The organism is Suicoccus acidiformans, assembly GCF_003546865.1.
GTDB lineage: Bacteria > Bacillota > Bacilli > Lactobacillales > Aerococcaceae > Suicoccus > Suicoccus acidiformans.
Map to the genome: position 1 here is coordinate 919960 of NZ_CP023434.1, position 17352 is coordinate 937311.

Sequence of the window (17352 nt, forward strand, 5' to 3'; positions counted from 1 at the left end):
AGCTTTATGCGTTCAAACAGAAAATATTCAGATAGTGAACTAGAGAAATATATTCGTTTATATTTAGAGGACGGTATATCCTACAGAACGTTGAGAGAAGAATATGGACTACTTTTATCCAAGCAAACGTTTTCTAATTACGTCACTAAATATAGAAGCCATGGCTATTCTGGTATCCAAACTAAGACCTCCAATAATCATTACAGTCATGACTTCAAGTTAGCTGTTGTTGAAGAGTATCTTGATCATCAAGAACCTATCAGACAACTCGCTCTAAAATACAATATACCTTCCCACAGCACTGTAAAAAACTGGATTATCAAGTATACTAAAGGAGAAGAAAATAAGGACGTTGTTCCTAAACCCGAGGTGTATACAATGAAAAGCCAGAAGAAAACACAAGAAGAAAAAATTGAGATTGTCAAAGATTATCTAGAGACCGGGATGTCCTATAGAGAAACTGCTGAGAAATACGACGTATCCTACAACAATGTCTATTCATGGGTCCAGAAGTATCAAAAACATGGGCCAGATGGCCTGATAGATGGCAGAGGCCGAAGAAAGCCAGAAAGCATTCAAACAGAAGAAGAGAAGCTTAAAACAGAAAACGCTGCTTTAAAAGCTCGTAATGAGTATTTAGAAACGGAGAACGCTGTCTTAAAAAAATTGCAAGAAGTGGAAAGAGAGTTGATGTTACAAGAACAAAATACCAAGCGGAATTCAAGGCGATTGAGAAACTTAAGCAAGAAGGATATAAAATAACCTATCTGTGCGAGGCTCTGGGAGTCAGCCGTTCGGCATACTATAAATGGTTAAAACGCGAACCATCGCCCTCCCAGTTGCGCCTAGAATGGCTAATGGAACAAATCCAAGAAGTCTATGACAACTATAATGGGATTTATGGTTATCGTCGGATAACCATCTATCTTAATTATTATAAAGACGCTAAGGTCAATCATAAGTGTGTTTATCGCTTAATGAAACTCATGGGATTGCAAGCGGTCATCCGGCGCAAACGATACCAGTATAAACCAAGCAAGCCCCAACATGTGGCTGACAATGTGTTGGATCGCCAATTTGATAAGGATTATGAACCTAGACAAGTGCTTTTGACAGATATTACCGAATTTAAATATGGGGAAAATTGCAAGGCTTATTTGAGCGCCATCTTAGATTATGGGGACAACAAAATCATTGCCCACAAGCTATCGAAGCGTAACAATAATCAGTTGGTCGAAGATACAGTTGTCCAAATTGAGGATGAAATCATTTCTGGCGAAACCCTGTTTCATAGTGATCGAGGGTTCCAATATACTTCTTACTTCTTTAAAAAATTTGTGGATGAGCATGGATTAATCCAAAGTATGTCAAGAGTTGGAAAGTGTATAGATAATGGGCCGATGGAGAACTTCTGGGGCATCATAAAGGCTGAGATGTACCGACTGAATACTTATGACAGTTTTGAAGCACTCGAAGCAGATATTGCACGCTATATTGATTTCTACAATAATGAGCGAGTGACTTTAGCTATGGGGCTCAAAATTCCAGTATAAGAAAAACCATGCGAGAACACTCACGCATGGCACAAAATAATTTGTTTATTTGCCTGTCTACTTGACAGGGGGCAGTTCAGATAATAAGTCGTTCTGCTTTTTTTGTTGAATGTTGAGATTAGCCTTTTTAGCCTTTTAGGTAAATACCCTGAAAGCAAGACGTATCTTAGTGTACGACGTTACACTATCTCTAAAGTAAACGTATGATGCGCTACAAGTTTCCAGGGCCTGAATCTACAAAGACGATAACTTTAAACGTTTGAGAATTAGTATGCATTGAAATAAATCCAGAATCTACAACGACGCTTCAATCTTACAGCGCTCACCGTAAGTTAGATGTTTGCCTACTTGTTCTTTTGGGCTAACATATATGTAAGTCATGTGATTTCATCCTTCCATTGTTTGTTGTGCTAACTACAATGTTAACATGATATTCATGTGACGTTTTTTAATTTTCACAAATAGGTGACTAAGTTCACTATATATCTACCTTTGTTGAATAGCATCTAAGTAGAGTGAATCAATCCATTTAATATGTAAGAGTATACCTGTACTAATACTTAGTATAGGTTATTTTTATATCCTATATTCACAACCAGAAGCTTCGGGGATGTATGTCAGTGACGCACAAAGTCATCTGGCAGAAGCATCTTTTGCACCAGCAAACACACTTTTATACGAAACATTGCAGAAGCATAGTAGGCAGGGAATAGGGCAAAGTATAGGGATAGATAAATGCATTTGGCTATTGGCTGGAATGGGTCTATTATTTCTGATAATTATTCGTTACAATAGGAGCATAATTTTGGGTTTGAGGGGGTTGTGTGCATGGAGCATTCTAAAGAAGAATTGCCAATGGTGCTATTATTGTTGATGGCGTGTATGACGTTTATGGCAATTGTATCTGAGATGACGATTTCTGGGATTATTCCCAATTTAGTGAGTGATTTGGGTATTTCTGAATTGCAGGCGGGAAATTTGGTTGGCTATTATTCGGTGGCAGCTGCCTTGGTGACGATTCCTGTTTCAATGTGGACAGTTTCTTGGAATCGTAAGCGTTTGTTGCTTGGTATTATAGCTTTTTATTTTCTTGGAAATGTGTTGATTGCTTTTAGCGCAAGTTATCCGACTTTAATTATGGGTCGTTTAATTGGTGGTACGGCGGCGGGGGCTTTATGGCCGATGATTTCTGCTTTTGTAATGAAATTAGTGCACGCGGAGCATCATGGTCGAGCTGTGGTCATTGCCTTATCTGGTGCTACCTTGGGCATTAGTGTGGGCTTGCCTTTGATGACGAGTATTGCTCAGTTTGCGATTTGGCGGGTGGAGATGGCATTCGTGGCGCTTCTGTTCTTAGTTTTGAGCTTAGGGGTGTATTTCTGGATGCCGAATACTCCGGGAGATGAGCGAACGGCGGAGAATTCGCTATCGACTGTTCTAGGTCATGGGTCGGTTTGGTTAGTGATGATGTTAGTTGCTTTAGTGGTGTATGCCAATTATTCAGTGTATACGTATCAGGCCAATATGCTGGAAACATTCGCTTATTCGGGCGGGATTACCTTAGCCCAGTCGCTGTTCGGCTTCGGCTCGCTACTGGCAGTCTTTATCACGGCAAAATATATTGACAGTCATCTGCAATGGGTGACCTTGGGCGTAATCACCGCTTCGATTATTGCTTTTCTGGTGTTCTTCTTTGTCGAAGGAGCTTCGAGCTTGTGGCATGGCGCTTTCATTCTTTGGGGCATGGGCTTTGGTCCTCTGACGACGCTCTTTCAAACTTTAGCTTCACGCCAAGTGCCCGCTTCGGCTACTGCCATCGTCAATGCGATTCAAGCAGCGGTCTATGATGTGTCAATTATGCTTGGCTCATCATTAGGCGGAGTTTTGTTAGTTAATAGTGGGATTGGCCTTGTGCTGCAAGTGGCGATGATTGGGCTATTTGTGGCGAATGAGTTGGTTTTAGTGAGTAGGCGAATTTTCGCTTTAAGATGAGTGGTTAGTTTTTTGAACGAGTTGGCTTCCCTATATATAATAACCCCCCAGGCATCTTAATGAACTGCCCCCTGTCAAGTAGACAGAGGGCAGTTCAATCGTGCTTGGGGGTTCGTGTTTAGTCTGCTAAGGTAACGTGTTTGAGTTGAATGTAGCCGAATGCATTGGGTTCAAGATTTTCGTAGCCTGCTTGGGTGACGAAGTCGTTGGAGTAGAAGTAGAGTGGGATGACGGGCATATCTTCCATCATGACGGCTTCAGCGTCTTTCATGAGTTGAATACGTTGGGCGTCATCTTGTTCTTGGTCGGATTCGTTCATTAAACGGGTAAAGTCTGGATTCTCCCAACCGGTGTCATTATTGCCGGTATCAACGGCACGGTATTGATTGAGGAAGATGGTTGCATCGTTATAGGCACCAATCCAACCGAGTCGTGCGACTTGGTAATCTAAATTAGACACTTTGTCTAAGTAGACTTGCCACTCTGTACTATCTATATTGGTATTAATGCCGAGTTCGGTTGTCCAGCCGGCTTGAATAAATTGGGCCACTGCTGAATGGGCTTCACTGTCGTTAATGGATAGATTAATGGTTAGTTCACTTGGATCGCTCATACCTAACTCTTCCAGGCCTTGGGCAAGGTATTGGCGAGCTTGCTCAAAGTCAGCGTCTTGGAAATAGTCATGTTTCTCTTCGAAGCCTTTGACCACGGGTGGAACGAGTGACATAGCTGGGATTTGCTCGCTTTTGAGAATGTTATCGATGAGCTCTTGGCGGTTGATGGCTAAGGCTAGAGCTTTGCGAATGTTCGCATTCTGCATGATTTCATCGGTGGTGTTAACTTTATACCAGTAGATAGCAGAATAAGGGTTGGCTTGTAGTTCACCATTCGCTCGGTATAAATCCACGGAGTCGAGTGACACGCTACCGAAAGGAGCGCCTAAGTAGCTGAGATTACCTGCTTGATACTCCGCATTCTGGGTGGCTTCTGATTCGATAATTTGAATGAAGGCACTGTCAATTGTCGTATTAGCATTATCCCAATAGGCATCATTGCGGCTGAGGGTTAAGTCACTGTTGTGATTCCACTCGCTTAGGATGTAAGGCCCGTTGGATACGTAGCCATCTCCGGCTTCAGTAGCCCATGCGTCACTCGCTTCGACGGTGGCTTGGTGTACTGGGAGTAAGGTATAGTAGCCTGGTAATTCGATAAAGTAAGGTGCTGGGTGCTCAAGGGTTACTTCCAGCGTATAATCATCTATTGCCTTAATGCCTACTTCATCAGCCGTCCCTTCGCCGGTATTATACGCTTCAGCGCCTTGAATAATATGCAGGACGGTTGAATTTTGGGCAGCAGTGTCCGGATTTAAGACTCGTTTCCATGAATATTCAAAGTCGTGGGCAGTAACAGGGTCACCATTGGACCAAACTACATTATCTCTTAAGTGGAAGGTGTATACTAAGCCGTCCTCGCTAATCTCCCAGCTTTCGGCTACGCCAGGCTCTACTTCGCCGTCCACATTATTCGTCAAGCCTTCAAACACATTGTGCAAGATGGCTACAGACGTACTGTCATTGGTGACGCCGGGATCTAGTGATGGCGGTTCGGAGCTGAGAGTTAAGTTTAAATCCGAGGGTGCTTGGGCAGACGCCAGGGGCACGCCAACATTTAGCGCGAGCAATAGCGCCAAGAGTAATTTAAATAATCGTTTCATCATATCGCCTTCTTTCTTTAGATTTCTTCTATTGTACCATAATGTTCTTTAGAATAATAATAAGCACAATTCATACTATTTAGCTTTTAATTTATCAAGCCCAAAAATCCCGCAAGGTGTGTATTGTCCACCTTACGGGAATATTTATTATTCGACAGTTACACTTTTGGCCAAGTTGCGCGGCTTATCAACATCTAGCCCCCGGCCAAGGGCTGTGTAGTAAGCAATTAATTGCGTCACAACTACACTTACCAAAGGACGCAGTTCGCTGCGAACGCTTTGGATGACGAAGTCGTCGCCGTCGCGTGCGGTGTCTTCCATGCTGATAACCATCGTTTGGGCGCCGCGGGCTTTCGTTTCTTCGAGATTCCCACGGGTATGGCTACCGGTTACTGGATCTGTAATTAAAGCGAGGACAGGTGTGCCTTCTTCGATCAGGGCAATGGTACCGTGCTTTAATTCACCGGCAGCGAAGGCTTCAGTTTGGATATAGGAAATTTCTTTGAGTTTCAACGCGGCTTCCATGGAGACGTAGTAGTCACTGGTCCGTCCGATGTAGAAGGCATTGCGTGTTTCCATTAAATTGCTGTCGGCCCAGCCTTGAATCCTAGACTTCTCAGCAAGGATGGATTCCATGGTGCTTGCCACGATGCCGAGGTCTCGGGCAATCTCTTGGATTGGAATATTACCAAGGGCTGCAGCTAGTAGGGCCATGACGCTAATTTGTGCGGTGTAAGCTTTCGTAGAAGCGACCGCAATTTCTGGGCCTGCATGCAGGAGTAGGGTGTAACTTGCTTCCCGCGATAGGGTCGAACCTTTCACATTGGTAATGGTCAAGGATGGGGCACCCATACAGTTCACTTCAACTAAGGCTTGGCGACTGTCTGCCGTTTCACCGCTTTGACTTAGGAAAATGAAGAAGGGGCGTGCACTTAATAGGGGCATGTCATAGGCAAATTCGCTGGCTAAGTAAACATCGGTTGGGATATTTGCCCAGTTTTCTAAGAGTTTCTTGCCAATCCAGCCGGCATTATAGCTGGTACCACATGCGATGATATAGAGGTGATCAGCTGCTTGGATGGCTTGCAATAAGTCTGCGTCGATATGATACGCGCCATCTTGGATATAGGCGTTAATCAAAGTACGCAAGACGGCAGGTTGCTCATCAATTTCCTTGAGCATGTAGAAAGGATAAGTGCCTTTCTCTAAATCTTGGGCGTCTAATTCCGCGGTGTAAGGGGCACGTTCGATAGGCTTTTTGTCCAAGGTGGTGATGTGTACTTGATCGGCTTCAAGTATGAGAACTTCGCCGTCTTGCAACTCCACGTATTGGTCAGTGTAGGCAATCATTGCCATAGCATCGGATACGAGTCCATTAAAGCCGTCACCGATGGCCAGAAGTAGGGGGCTCTTATGTTTCGCACCATACAGGCGATCTGGTGTGTGATTGTCTACTAGAGCAATCGCGTAAGAACCTTGCACAAGCGCGAGCATTTGATAGAAGGCATCCTCACCACTTAAGCCTTTCTCCTTAGCCAAAAAATCGACTAATGCAACAAGCACCTCGGTATCAGTTTCCGATTGGAAAGGGTAGTCTTGGAGGTATTCCGCTTTGAGCGCTTCATAGTTTTCAATCACTCCGTTATGAACGAGCGTAAAGCGGCCGCTTGCTGATTGATGCGGATGAGCGTTCCGGGTTGCTTTCTCACCATGGGTGGCCCAACGTGTGTGGCCGATGCCCATCATAGCTGGTAAATCATAGTCTACCAATTGGTCCAAGTCAGCAATTCGTCCTTCTGTTTTGAAGAGGGCGTCTTGGCCATCGGTGTCCATAATGTAGATCCCGGCCGAATCGTAACCGCGGTACTCCAACTTCGCTAAACCATCCACCAGAACTTTCTGGACCGGTCCGTTTCCAACAAATCCAACAATTCCACACATATTCAATTGTCTCCTTTACGAAATAAAATTTCGCTTTTAGGTGCGTAAAGCAGAATTTGTCGAGCAACTTGCGCTGCTGTTTTGCCTGCTTTTGTGGACTGCACAAACCCTGAGCCATCCGCCGAAATTTCGATTGACTCAATCCTCGTCACCTCAATGAGGTCTGGCGCTATCCGATTAACCTTTCTGTATTTTTTCTAAAAGCTTAATCAATTTACCACTATTGTGACACTTTTGTCAATGTTTTTATTCGTAGTAAACGTTGACAAAACAAAAACCAGCCCGCTAAGGACTGGTTAAAAATATTCGGTGTTTGTTGCTTCTGCTTCAGAGTCGGTAGCTTCATCTTCTGAATCGTCACTTACTTGCTCATCATCAGTCTGATAATATGTTCGCTACCTTCTTGGGGAGCGAAAATTACGGCAGCTGCTTGACGATCACCAGCATCTCCAGTCGGCTGACTTACATAATCATACGCTTCAGTGTGGATGATTAAACTGCTACCATCTAAGGAATTGAGCGTATGCTCCCCATCTGGGTCAAGCGTCACGCCAGGGATTTCAAAGGTTTCATCAACCTTGCCATCCGCACCAACAACTAAGTTAGGCAAATCGCCTAAATGTGGCCCAGATTCTGACTCACTTCCATGTTCCACATTCGTTGGATTAAAGTGCGAACCAGCATCTTCAAAAGTTGGTGGTGTTGCTAAGCCAACTTCATGAATATGCGTACCGAATTCCCCTTCAGGCAAGCTTTCAACTTGTAAGTGAAGAGTGACAACACCATCGGCGTCTTCTTGGAAAGTCGCCGTGCCAATCACTTCCTCATCTTGATTTATCACATCAGACACCACTTCAAAAGCAACCTCTTCAGCCACTTTTTCACTAGCGGACTTTACCACATCTAATGCGTCTGGAGCTAAAGATTATGCTGCTGAATCCACAGACTATACGACTTCAGACGCTGCTTCTTCCGCAGTACTTTCTTCTGCAAATACGACAACTCCTGCGTTAGCTGCGAACAACAGCGCCGCATTGGAACTGAGCAATACCTTTCTAAGCTTTCTCATAACCATTCCTCCACATAATACCTAAGTAACCTGTACCTATACTGAAAAGCACCTAGCTAAATTGCTAGCAATATGCCTCGGCATTTATATTTAGCAAAAAAGTGTGATGCTAGTGCTCAGTATGGTAGTTAGGCTTATGAGCCAGTGTGTATGCAAGTTACTTGTATGGTTGGTGAGACGGTGTGTAAATCCTCGAACATATAATGGACCCATACCAACAAACAGAGCTGCAAGTTTTTCCTCTCAGCACTAATTCAGAGCAAATAGGTTACACTTACAGCGTCAGGAGCACCTACAAAAGCCAAACTCTCTCTCCGGATCAAATAAAGGTTGATGCCACGGTAAGCCGTGGCTTCCTTATCTAAAATGCAAACAGGGTTTCGCACCGTAGTTGGTACCAAAGCGAAGAAGGTGCTACAAATTTGAGTTTGACCTACTTTGACTATCGTGGTGGAGTTGTACCACGATAGTCAACACCGCTTTCACTTACGTGGTAGGCTTGCACCACGCTAGTCAGACGAGGTATGAGTTACGTGGTAGACTTGCACCACGCTAGTCCAGAGGTATTTGACTTACGTGGTAAATTCTACCACGCAAGTCACTTCTCGAGACAGATAGGAAAAAACGGTTCATACCAACAAACAGAGCTGCAAGTTTTTTCTCTCAGCACTAATTCAGAGCAAATAGGTTACACTACAGCGTCAGGAGCATCTGCAAAAGCCAAGCGCTCTCTCCGGATCAAATAAAGGTTGATGCCACGGGCAGCCGTGGCTTCCTTATCTAAAATGCAAACAGGGTTTCGCACCACAGTTGGTACCAAAGCGTAGAAGGTGTTACAAACTTGGGTTTGACCTTCCTTGACTAACGTGGTAAATTCTACCACGCAAGTCAGTTCTCGAGACAGATAGGAAAAAAACGGTTCAGACCAACAAACAGAGCTGCAATTTTTTCCTCTCAGCACTAATTCAGAGCAAATAGGTTACACTTACAGCGTTAGGAACACCTACAAAAGCCAAGCACTCTCTCCGGATCAAATAAAGGTTGATGCCACGGGGAAAGCCGTGGCTTCCTTATCTAAGATGCAAACAAGGTTTCGCACCACAGTTGGTACCAAAGCGTAGAAGGTGCTACAAATTTGGGTTTGACCTTCCTTGACTAACGTGGTAGAGCTGTACCACGCTAGTCACACCGCTTTCACTTACGTGGTAGGCTTGCACCACGCTAGTCAGACGAGGTATGAGTTACGTGGTAGACTTGTACCACGCTAGTCAACCCTCCTTTGACTTATGTGGTAATTTCCACCACGCAAGTCAGAATGCTCAATTCCATATCCAGCGAATGAGCAATTGCTTCCTGCACACTCCCAATCTTTTCGCACTCAGCACAAACCCGTCAATTCACACAAAGAAACCACGGCGGCTACCGTGGTTCGTATTGGTACTAACATGTATTAGGAATTTAGGCTTAGTTTGAAGCTGCTTCTTCTTCTGCGCTTTCTTCAGCGACAGATTCAGCACTTTCTTTTGCTTGTTCGCTTTCTGATTCGATCACTTCGCCAGTTACTGCATTGATGTTTACTTCGGCAGTTGGGTCAGTGTCAGCTTCGCCGCCTAATTCGACAGTCCAAACTGGGCCGCGTTCTACGTTTTCTTCTGCTTGGAAGTTATCCCAGAAGTCTGTTGCGTCCGCAACTAGTGTCCAGCGGATTGCTTGGCTTTCTGGAGCTGTTTCTAAAGCGGTAGCTGTTGCTTCATCAAGTGAAACTAATTTGTCTAAGTCAAGAGCAGGGCGCTCGTCAGAATCTGCAACTGCATCGGCAGCTGCTGCGTCAGCTTCAGCTTCAGCAACGTCAGCTTCTGTAACGCTAGCGTCTGTTTCAGCTGCTTCTTCTGTGGATTCTGCTACAGATTCAGCTGAAACGGCTTCTTCTTCTTCGCTAGCAGCTTCTTCTGCGTCTTGTGCTTCACCGCCGCCTGTGTTGAATAGGTTTTGGTCATAGCCACTTTCGACTGCAGAACCATTTTGCCATACAACTTCGTATGTTACGTCTTCTTCAGCAGTGAAAGCTTCGACTGTGATTTCGTATAGATCTTCTTCACGGTCGTAAACGACATCAATCTTGTCAAAGGCTGCTTCAGGATAGTCAGCTTTGATTTGTTTAACCGCAGCATCTACACCAGCTTGGGCAGCACTTACTTCAGCTTCTTCTAAAGTCGCCGCTTCTTGAGCAACTTTTGCTTCAGCCTCAGCTTCTGCTTCCGCTTTTTCTGCATCTTCAGCCGCTGAATCAGCATCCGCTTCTACAGATTCTGCATCGCTTGCAACGCTTTCAGCCTGTTCAGAAGCAACGCTGGCATCTGCCGCCTCGCTAGCAGCTTCTTCTTGGGCAGACTCTACGTCTGCGCTAGCACTCTCGGCGAAAGCGACTGGAGCTGCGCTAACCAATACGGACGCACTCAATGATAAAGCTAACAATTGTTTCAAAGATTTCTTCATACAAATCTCCTCCTAAATAAATACGTTTTCTTAAACGGTAATACCAGTATACTCGACATCAATAGAAATTGACAGCAAAATGACTCAATAAACAGCATTTATCTAATAATTTTCATACTTTGTTCAAAAAATTGAGAACCTTTGTTATTTCTGCTAGATAAGTTGCCACCTTGCGACAATAATCGCCTTTGGCACTTAACAAGCTTTCATACATTTATAATACTAGTTCGCCAAATGCATGCGCGAATTCACGCAGAAGCACCGACTATTGTTGCTGCTATTTGCATAATAAAAGTGACGCAATTCCGTGGGAAAGTTGTCCGTCGGAATCGAAATGGCGTAAAATTCCGTGGAGAAGTTTCCCGACGGAATAATTGCCAGAAATCATTTCGTGGAGATTGTTTCCCACGGAATCCGGGTTCAGAAATCCTTGGCTGCCAGTGAAAGCTAAAAAGCCTCACCCTTGGTGACAGACACTTAAAGGGTGAGGCATTATTGATGTTAGCACCTGGTTTGGTGCAAGTTAACTGTTAGTGCTGCTAAGGCGCTAATTTCAATTCTAGGAATAAATCATTGTATAAGATGGTCGTCTCTTGGCCTAAATCTTGAAAGGCTTCCAGTCGGGCGATTTCTTCGTCGTCTGGGTACAGCATTTCGTCTTCGCGTGCTTTGGGATCGATAAGGTCGTAAGCAGCTTGATTCGGGCTAGAATACCAAATGTAGTCGGCATTTTGGGCGGCAATTTCAGGTTCTAGTAGGTAGTTGATTAAAGCGTAGGCGCCTTCTGGGTTTTGGGCGCTGGCTGGAATGGCTAGGTTATCGAACCAAATATTGCTACCTTCAGCTGGTAGGTGGTAGGCTAGGTTTTCGTTTTCCTCCAAGGCCATGGCGGCTTCACCCGAGAAGGTGATTCCTACACCAACTTCTTCTTGGACGAGGTACATCTTGATTTCGTCAGCAAGAATGCCTTTGACGTTAGCCATAAAGCCAGTTAAATCGCGGGCTACTTTGTGTAAGATTGCGTCGTCTTTGGTGTTTAGGGAATGTCCATTTGCCAAAAGACCGATGCCTAGGCTTTCACGGGCGCCGTCGTAAATGAGAATATCATTTTTGAATTTAGGTTCCCAGAGATTGCGCCATTGGGCTACGTCTTCTGGGCTATATTTGCGTGTGTCATAAATAATGCCTAGGGTCCCCCAGAAGTAGGGGATGGAGTACTCGTTGCCTGGGTCGAAAGCTTGGTCCATAAAGCGAGGATCTAGGTTTTCAAGGCCAACTATTTTGCTATGGTCTAGGGGCATGAGTAGGCCTTCGTCGCGCATCATCTCGATGGTGTATTCTGACGGAACGATTAAGTCGTATGGGGTTCCGCCTTGGGCGACTTTGGTCATCATGGCTTCATTGGAGTCAAAGGTTTCATACACGACGCGGTAACCTGTCTCTTCTTCAAATTGGGCGAGAATGTCTGGATCGATATAATCCCCCCAGTTATAAAAGTAAATCGTATTGTTCGCTCCGGCAACCGGCGCAGCGGTGGGCATTAACCACTTTTGCATAAGCAAGAGGAGGGCACTTGCGACAAGGATTATTCCTGTGGCTTGAAGTAATTTACGCATGGCTGCGACCTCCTTTATTTGACCGGGCATCCCGCATTTGAATGCTGTAATATAGGACAACCAGAACCAGTGACAGAAGGAACATGAGTGTGCTAAGGGCGTTGATTTCTAGGGATACCCCGCGACGAGCCCGGGAATAAACTTCAACAGCCAAGGTGGTAAAGCCACCTCCGGTGACAAAGAAAGTCACGGCGAAGTCGTCTAGGGAATAGGTCAAGGCCATGAAGAAGCCCGTTAGAATCCCAGAAGAGATATTCGGCAAAATAACGCGGTCTAAGATTTGTCCAAACGATGCCCCTAAATCTTCTGCAGCCAAGAGCATGGAAGGGTTCATAGCATATAAACGCGGTAGGACCATCAAGACAACAATCGGTATATTAAAGGCAATATGTGACAATAAGACGGACCAGAAACCTAAAGGTACGGGCAAGATATAAGTAAAGAGAATCAAAAAGGATGCCCCAATAATAACGTCAGGCATAACCATTAATAAGTTATTTCCAGACATTAAGTGTTCTCTTTGTTTTGGACGACGAACGGAATAGATGTAAATTGCACCGGCAGTGCCAATCACAGTCGCCACAAAGGCTGATAGAAGTGCCACGAGAAGTGTATCTAAGACAATTGACAGCAAGCGCTTATCGGCGAAAAGATTCTGGTAATGCTCCATGGTAAAGCCGGTAAACTCATTCATCGTGCCACCCGAGTTAAAGGAATAGACAATTAAATACACTATCGGTGCGTATAAAATAAGGAAGATTAGCACTAGGTATATTTTTGCCAGGAGGGAATTTGAGCGTTGCATATTAGGCCACCCCTTTCTTGCGGTCTTTGGTAAGGTTCATGATGAGGAACATCAAGAGCACCAAGATAACCCCTATCGTCGAACCCATCCCCCAGTCTTGGGTGACAAGGTAATGCTGTTCAACCGCCGTACCGAGTGTAATGATGCGATTTCCTCCAATAAGGCGGGTAATAAGAAACATCGAGAGCGACGGAATAAAGACCGTCTGCACACCTGAGCGAACGCCGTCCATGGATAGGGGCCAGATAATCCGGTGGAAAGTCTGCCAAGCAGAAGCACCCAAGTCTTGGCTAGCAATAATATAGCGCTCGGGAATCGCATCCAAAGCCTGATACAAGGGCTGAATCATAAAGGGCAACTCCACATAAGCTGCGACAAAGATAAAAGCCGTATTACTAAAGAGAAAGCCCTCTTCGAAAAATCCAAGTGAAGCCAGCGTGCTTGCAATCCAGCCATCTTTGGAAAGGATGCCGATAAAGGCATAAGCTTTGAGCAAAAGATTTACCCAAGCTGGCAGTATGACCAATAAAAGCCACAAATCCTTACGTTTGGAGCGGGTCATGAAATACGCGAAGGGGTAGGCCACAACCAGCGTTAACAAGGTAATTAAGAAGGCAAATAAGAAGGAATTCAAAGTCATCTGCATGTAATTCCAACTGGTGAAGTACTTGATGTAATTACCTAATGTCACATTCCCATGAATATCAAAAAATGACTGATATACCAAAAGTAGGATAGGCCCGACAACAAAGACAATTAGCCAAAGATAGTAAGGCACAGACAAGCGTTGGTATGACTTATTCATCAGACTCACCTCCCACGCTATACTGCTCAATCCGCGCGTCGAAGGCTTCCTCACTCTCATTAAAGCGCATAACATGAATATCATGTGGTCCAATATTTAAGCCAATAAAGTCTTCTGGCTCAACCCGCGCTGTTGTATGCACTTTCCAGCGGTAATCCTGGGCATCGACCGCGATCAGCTCATTAAATACCCCTCGGAAAAGCACGGTCTCCACGGTCGCATCCACGACGCCTTGGCCAGGCTCAGTCACCTGCAAGTCCTCGGGACGGATAACCACTTCAACAGACTCGCCGGCTGGAATCCCTGCATCCGAGCAGGCAAAAGTTTGCCCAGCGAAATTGACTTCATAATCAGCTACCATGGTTGCCGGAAGAATATTGGACTCGCCAATAAATTCAGCCACATAACGATTGACCGGCTCATCATAAATATCCGTTGGTAAGCCAGATTGCACAATCCGACCCGCTTCCATGACGAAGATCCAATCCGACATGGCCAGAGCTTCCTCTTGGTCATGGGTGACAAATACGAAGGTAATACCAAGGCTTTGTTGCAACTCCCGCAACTCCACCTGCATAGCCTTGCGCAATTTCATATCTAAGGCCGAGAAGGGCTCATCCAGCAAGAGCACATCCGGCTTATTCACAATCGCTCGAGCAATCGCTACGCGTTGCTGTTGTCCACCAGACAAGGCTTCAATCGGACGCTTTTGGAAACCTGATAATTCCACCATCGCCAAGGCCTGGTCTACTTCTTTTTGAATTTCGGCTTTAGGACGACCTTGAATCGCCAAACCGAATGCGACATTATCATACACATTCAAATGCGGGAAGAGGGAATAGTTCTGAAAGACCGTATTCACCTGCCGTTGATTCGCCGGCACCTCATTCACCCGCTGATTGTTCAGGTAAATAACACCTTCTGAGGCTTCAGTAAATCCTGCAATCAAATTCAAAATCGTCGTCTTGCCACAGCCAGAAGGTCCAAGCAAAGTATAGAATTTCCCTTGCTCCAACTGCAAATCCACTTGCTTGAGAATCTGCTGATCTCCATAATTCTTGGAAACCCCTTCTAAAACCACGCTGTAATTGCTCAAGTTCTCTCTCATCTTTCACTCCTTAATTTATTCGCTTGCGCTTTATTTTTCCTTATAAATTTAAGCGATTTGGCCAAGAATTACAATAGAAAATTTCATCATAATCCTGACAAAATATCTCATTGGATTGTAAAGATGGCCACGTTCAGAGACCGCGTGGGTTTGGGGATGATTGGGCTCGGAATGGGTGTTGGCTGGAGAAGGCTGGGTGGTGGAGGGCTTAAGTTGATGTAAAGAGAGAAAGTGTATTAAGTGTGCTTCGGGTATAGGAAAGGATGGCTTGTGGTAGGGGCTGGCGAGTCGTGTTGAAAGTCCGTGATTAGTGGACTTGGATTGTAGACTTACGTGGTAAGCAGCTACCACGTTAGTGAAAAGTGGTTAGACTTACGTGGAGGAAGTCTGCCACGTAATTGGCGGGTGTTTAGACTGGCGTGGTAGGAGTCTACCACGTAAGTGATAGGGGTTTTGACTATCGTGGTAGAGTGCCACCACGATAGTCAAGGAAGTTTAGACGGGGGTTGAATTAGAGATTGTGCTGTCTTATCTGAGTGTGGCTACATGCTGGGTTTGTAATTAAGATGAGGAAGCCACGGCAGGGGTCGTGGCATCAACCTTTATTTGATCCGGGGAGAGTGGAAGGTGCTGTTTGGTGTCGGAGACTGGGGGATGTGGGTAGGCGGAGCGCGTTGAAAGTCTGTGATTAGTGGGACTTGGATTGTAGACTTACGTGGTAAGCAGCTACCACGTAAGTGATAGGGGTTTTGACTATCGTGGTAGAGTGCCACCACGATAGTCAAGGAAGTTTAGACGGGGGTTGAATTAGAGATTGTGCTGTCTTATCTGAGTGTGGCTACATGCTGGGTTTGTAATTAAGATGAGGAAGCCACGGCAGGGGTCGTGGCATCAACCTTTATTTGATCCGGGGAGAGTGGAAGGTGCTGTTTGGTGTCGGAGACTGGGGGATGTGGGTAGGCGGAGCGCGTTGAAAGTCTGTGATTAGTGGGACTTGGATTGTAGACTTACGTGGTAAGCAGCTACCACGTAAGTGATAGGGGTTTTGACTATCGTGGTAGAGTGCCACCACGATAGTCAAGGAAGGTCAGACTGGGTTTGGCTTAGGGCTTGTGCTGGCATACTTTAGCGTAGTTTTAGGTTATCAATAGGCATTCAAATTGTGGGCAATACTAACTTTTTTTGGGATTTCGAAAGCGAAACCCCTTCAAGCTTCAACTAACTTGAAGGGGTAAGAGCTATTTTCTGCGCTTGTAGCGGAATTTTGGTATTTTATCCCAATACGTCAAGCGCTGAAGTGGATTGACGTAAATGTTTTGCGAAGGGTTTGAGATTCTTTCGAAGTGTCGATTGAGGGTTCTGAGAACCCAGGAGTATGGAACGTCTGGTCCGCAAAATTCTGCAATTTCATAGGCTCTGAGTGGTGCTTGGTAGTGCATGATGCCGTAGTCGCAGATGGTGCGGACGAGAGCTTGTTCAGCGGACTCGGTAATGTTGCAGTTTTGACAGATGTACTTGTATCGGCTTTTGTCGGTGTATTCCAGAAAGCACTGAGGGCAGAGAATGCCGCGTTTGGCTTGGGGTACCCATTCTAGGCACTCGAATTCAAGCCCTTGGTGCGATGGGATAGTCCGTGGGAGTAATCGCTCTGCGAATTTATCGGGCGAGAGCATTTTTTGGCCATAGAGATTATTCTTGAGGAAAGCTTTAACTTCCCAGCGTTTGAGATAGCTGTCGCGACAAGCTTCGCCGAAGTGGATAATGTCGTGCTCACTCATATAAACATTGCGACTGATAAGAGGCACTCCGCCGAGAAGTGGTGCCAGAATATCTTCGCCCCGACTGATTTGGGCGAAAGGGTCATGAATCTTAATATCATTCGGACCATAAAGCGTACCGTTTCGATAGTGAAATTCGACTTGGTAATTCTTAATTTCAAAAAGAAACACACAATGTGGCGCAATCACGATACAGTCCAGCTGAATTCGCTGATTGGCACCATGAAAAGTTAGATCTGTGAGGACACGCCAATGCTCTGGTATGCATGCAGTCAGTATTTGCTGAAAAGCCTGCTCACCTCGGTAGCCCATTTCTTGTGAATAAAGTTTACGTTTCGTATAGTCATCCAGTTGGCATCGTTCGTTAAGAATGTGAAGTAGTTGTTCTTCAAGTGTATGGTTCATGGTTATCCCTCCTATTTATATATACTGAAATAAGAGGCGAATTCCATGTGATGAGTTACAAATTGGAACA

The 17352-nt window shown here is 45.1% G+C and carries 13 protein-coding genes; 3 read left to right on the top strand and 10 right to left on the bottom strand.

All coding sequences use genetic code 11. The features are described 5' to 3' along the window. Positions 1-6 precede the first annotated feature (6 nt). From CL176_RS04515 to CL176_RS04525, 3 genes are all read left to right on the top strand, one after another. Complete coding sequence (locus CL176_RS04515; RefSeq protein ID WP_118990229.1) at positions 7-762, top strand: helix-turn-helix domain-containing protein; 756 nt, start codon at positions 7-9, stop codon at positions 760-762. Continuing rightward, positions 666-1553, top strand: a complete 888-nt coding sequence (locus tag CL176_RS04520; protein WP_118990230.1) for an IS3 family transposase — start codon at positions 666-668, stop codon at positions 1551-1553. Before CL176_RS04515 ends, CL176_RS04520 begins: the two co-directional genes overlap by 97 nt. Positions 1554-2381: 828 nt before the next feature. Then, complete coding sequence (locus CL176_RS04525) at positions 2382-3545, top strand: MFS transporter (protein ID WP_118990231.1); 1164 nt, start codon at positions 2382-2384, stop codon at positions 3543-3545. A 118-nt stretch (positions 3546-3663) separates the two neighbouring features. Here CL176_RS04525 and CL176_RS04530 read toward each other — a convergent pair whose 3' ends face one another. From CL176_RS04530 to CL176_RS04575, 10 genes are all read right to left on the bottom strand, one after another. Continuing rightward, on the bottom strand, positions 3664-5259 hold the full coding sequence (locus tag CL176_RS04530; protein ID WP_118990232.1) for a peptide ABC transporter substrate-binding protein: 1596 nt from the start codon (positions 5257-5259) through the stop codon (positions 3664-3666). A 147-nt stretch (positions 5260-5406) separates the two neighbouring features. Then, entirely contained in the window at positions 5407-7200 is a 1794-nt protein-coding gene (gene glmS, locus CL176_RS04535; RefSeq protein ID WP_118990233.1) for a glutamine--fructose-6-phosphate transaminase (isomerizing), read from the bottom strand. A gap of 361 nt (positions 7201-7561) precedes the next feature. Continuing rightward, a complete protein-coding gene (locus CL176_RS04540) occupies positions 7562-8101 on the bottom strand; it encodes a superoxide dismutase family protein (protein ID WP_118990234.1) in 540 nt (179 codons plus the stop codon). A gap of 45 nt (positions 8102-8146) precedes the next feature. Beyond that, entirely contained in the window at positions 8147-8269 is a 123-nt protein-coding gene (locus CL176_RS12825; protein ID WP_276102037.1) for a hypothetical protein, read from the bottom strand. 1464 nt (positions 8270-9733) lie between these two features. Then, positions 9734-10765, bottom strand: a complete 1032-nt coding sequence (locus CL176_RS04550; protein ID WP_118990236.1) for a PepSY domain-containing protein — start codon at positions 10763-10765, stop codon at positions 9734-9736. 539 nt (positions 10766-11304) lie between these two features. Then, entirely contained in the window at positions 11305-12381 is a 1077-nt protein-coding gene (locus tag CL176_RS04555) for an ABC transporter substrate-binding protein (RefSeq protein ID WP_118990237.1), read from the bottom strand. Beyond that, entirely contained in the window at positions 12374-13186 is an 813-nt protein-coding gene (locus tag CL176_RS04560) for an ABC transporter permease (RefSeq protein WP_118990238.1), read from the bottom strand. Before CL176_RS04560 ends, CL176_RS04555 begins: the two co-directional genes overlap by 8 nt. A 1-nt stretch (position 13187) precedes the next feature. After that, positions 13188-13991, bottom strand: a complete 804-nt coding sequence (locus CL176_RS04565; protein WP_118990239.1) for an ABC transporter permease — start codon at positions 13989-13991, stop codon at positions 13188-13190. Beyond that, on the bottom strand, positions 13984-15099 hold the full coding sequence (locus CL176_RS04570; protein ID WP_118990240.1) for an ABC transporter ATP-binding protein: 1116 nt from the start codon (positions 15097-15099) through the stop codon (positions 13984-13986). The genes CL176_RS04565 and CL176_RS04570 overlap by 8 nt, the downstream gene beginning before the upstream one ends. A 1238-nt stretch (positions 15100-16337) precedes the next feature. Continuing rightward, entirely contained in the window at positions 16338-17282 is a 945-nt protein-coding gene (locus tag CL176_RS04575; protein ID WP_118990241.1) for a nuclease-related domain-containing protein, read from the bottom strand. Positions 17283-17352 lie beyond the last annotated feature (70 nt).

Bases quoted from the DNA above. Each gene is read 5' to 3' on its own strand.
- CL176_RS04560 (WP_118990238.1), bottom strand. From the start codon at position 13,186: ATGCAACGCTCAAATTCCCTCCTGGCAAAAATATACCTAGTGCTAATC.
- CL176_RS04525 (WP_118990231.1), top strand. From the start codon at position 2,382: ATGGAGCATTCTAAAGAAGAATTGCCAATGGTGCTATTATTGTTGATG.
- CL176_RS04550 (WP_118990236.1), bottom strand. From the start codon at position 10,765: ATGAAGAAATCTTTGAAACAATTGTTAGCTTTATCATTGAGTGCGTCC.
- glmS (WP_118990233.1), bottom strand. From the start codon at position 7,200: ATGTGTGGAATTGTTGGATTTGTTGGAAACGGACCGGTCCAGAAAGTT.
- CL176_RS04530 (WP_118990232.1), bottom strand. From the start codon at position 5,259: ATGAAACGATTATTTAAATTACTCTTGGCGCTATTGCTCGCGCTAAAT.
- CL176_RS12825 (WP_276102037.1), bottom strand. From the start codon at position 8,269: ATGAGAAAGCTTAGAAAGGTATTGCTCAGTTCCAATGCGGCGCTGTTG.
- CL176_RS04555 (WP_118990237.1), bottom strand. From the start codon at position 12,381: ATGCGTAAATTACTTCAAGCCACAGGAATAATCCTTGTCGCAAGTGCC.
- CL176_RS04575 (WP_118990241.1), bottom strand. From the start codon at position 17,282: ATGAACCATACACTTGAAGAACAACTACTTCACATTCTTAACGAACGA.
- CL176_RS04565 (WP_118990239.1), bottom strand. From the start codon at position 13,991: ATGAATAAGTCATACCAACGCTTGTCTGTGCCTTACTATCTTTGGCTA.
- CL176_RS04570 (WP_118990240.1), bottom strand. From the start codon at position 15,099: ATGAGAGAGAACTTGAGCAATTACAGCGTGGTTTTAGAAGGGGTTTCC.
- CL176_RS04515 (WP_118990229.1), top strand. From the start codon at position 7: ATGCGTTCAAACAGAAAATATTCAGATAGTGAACTAGAGAAATATATT.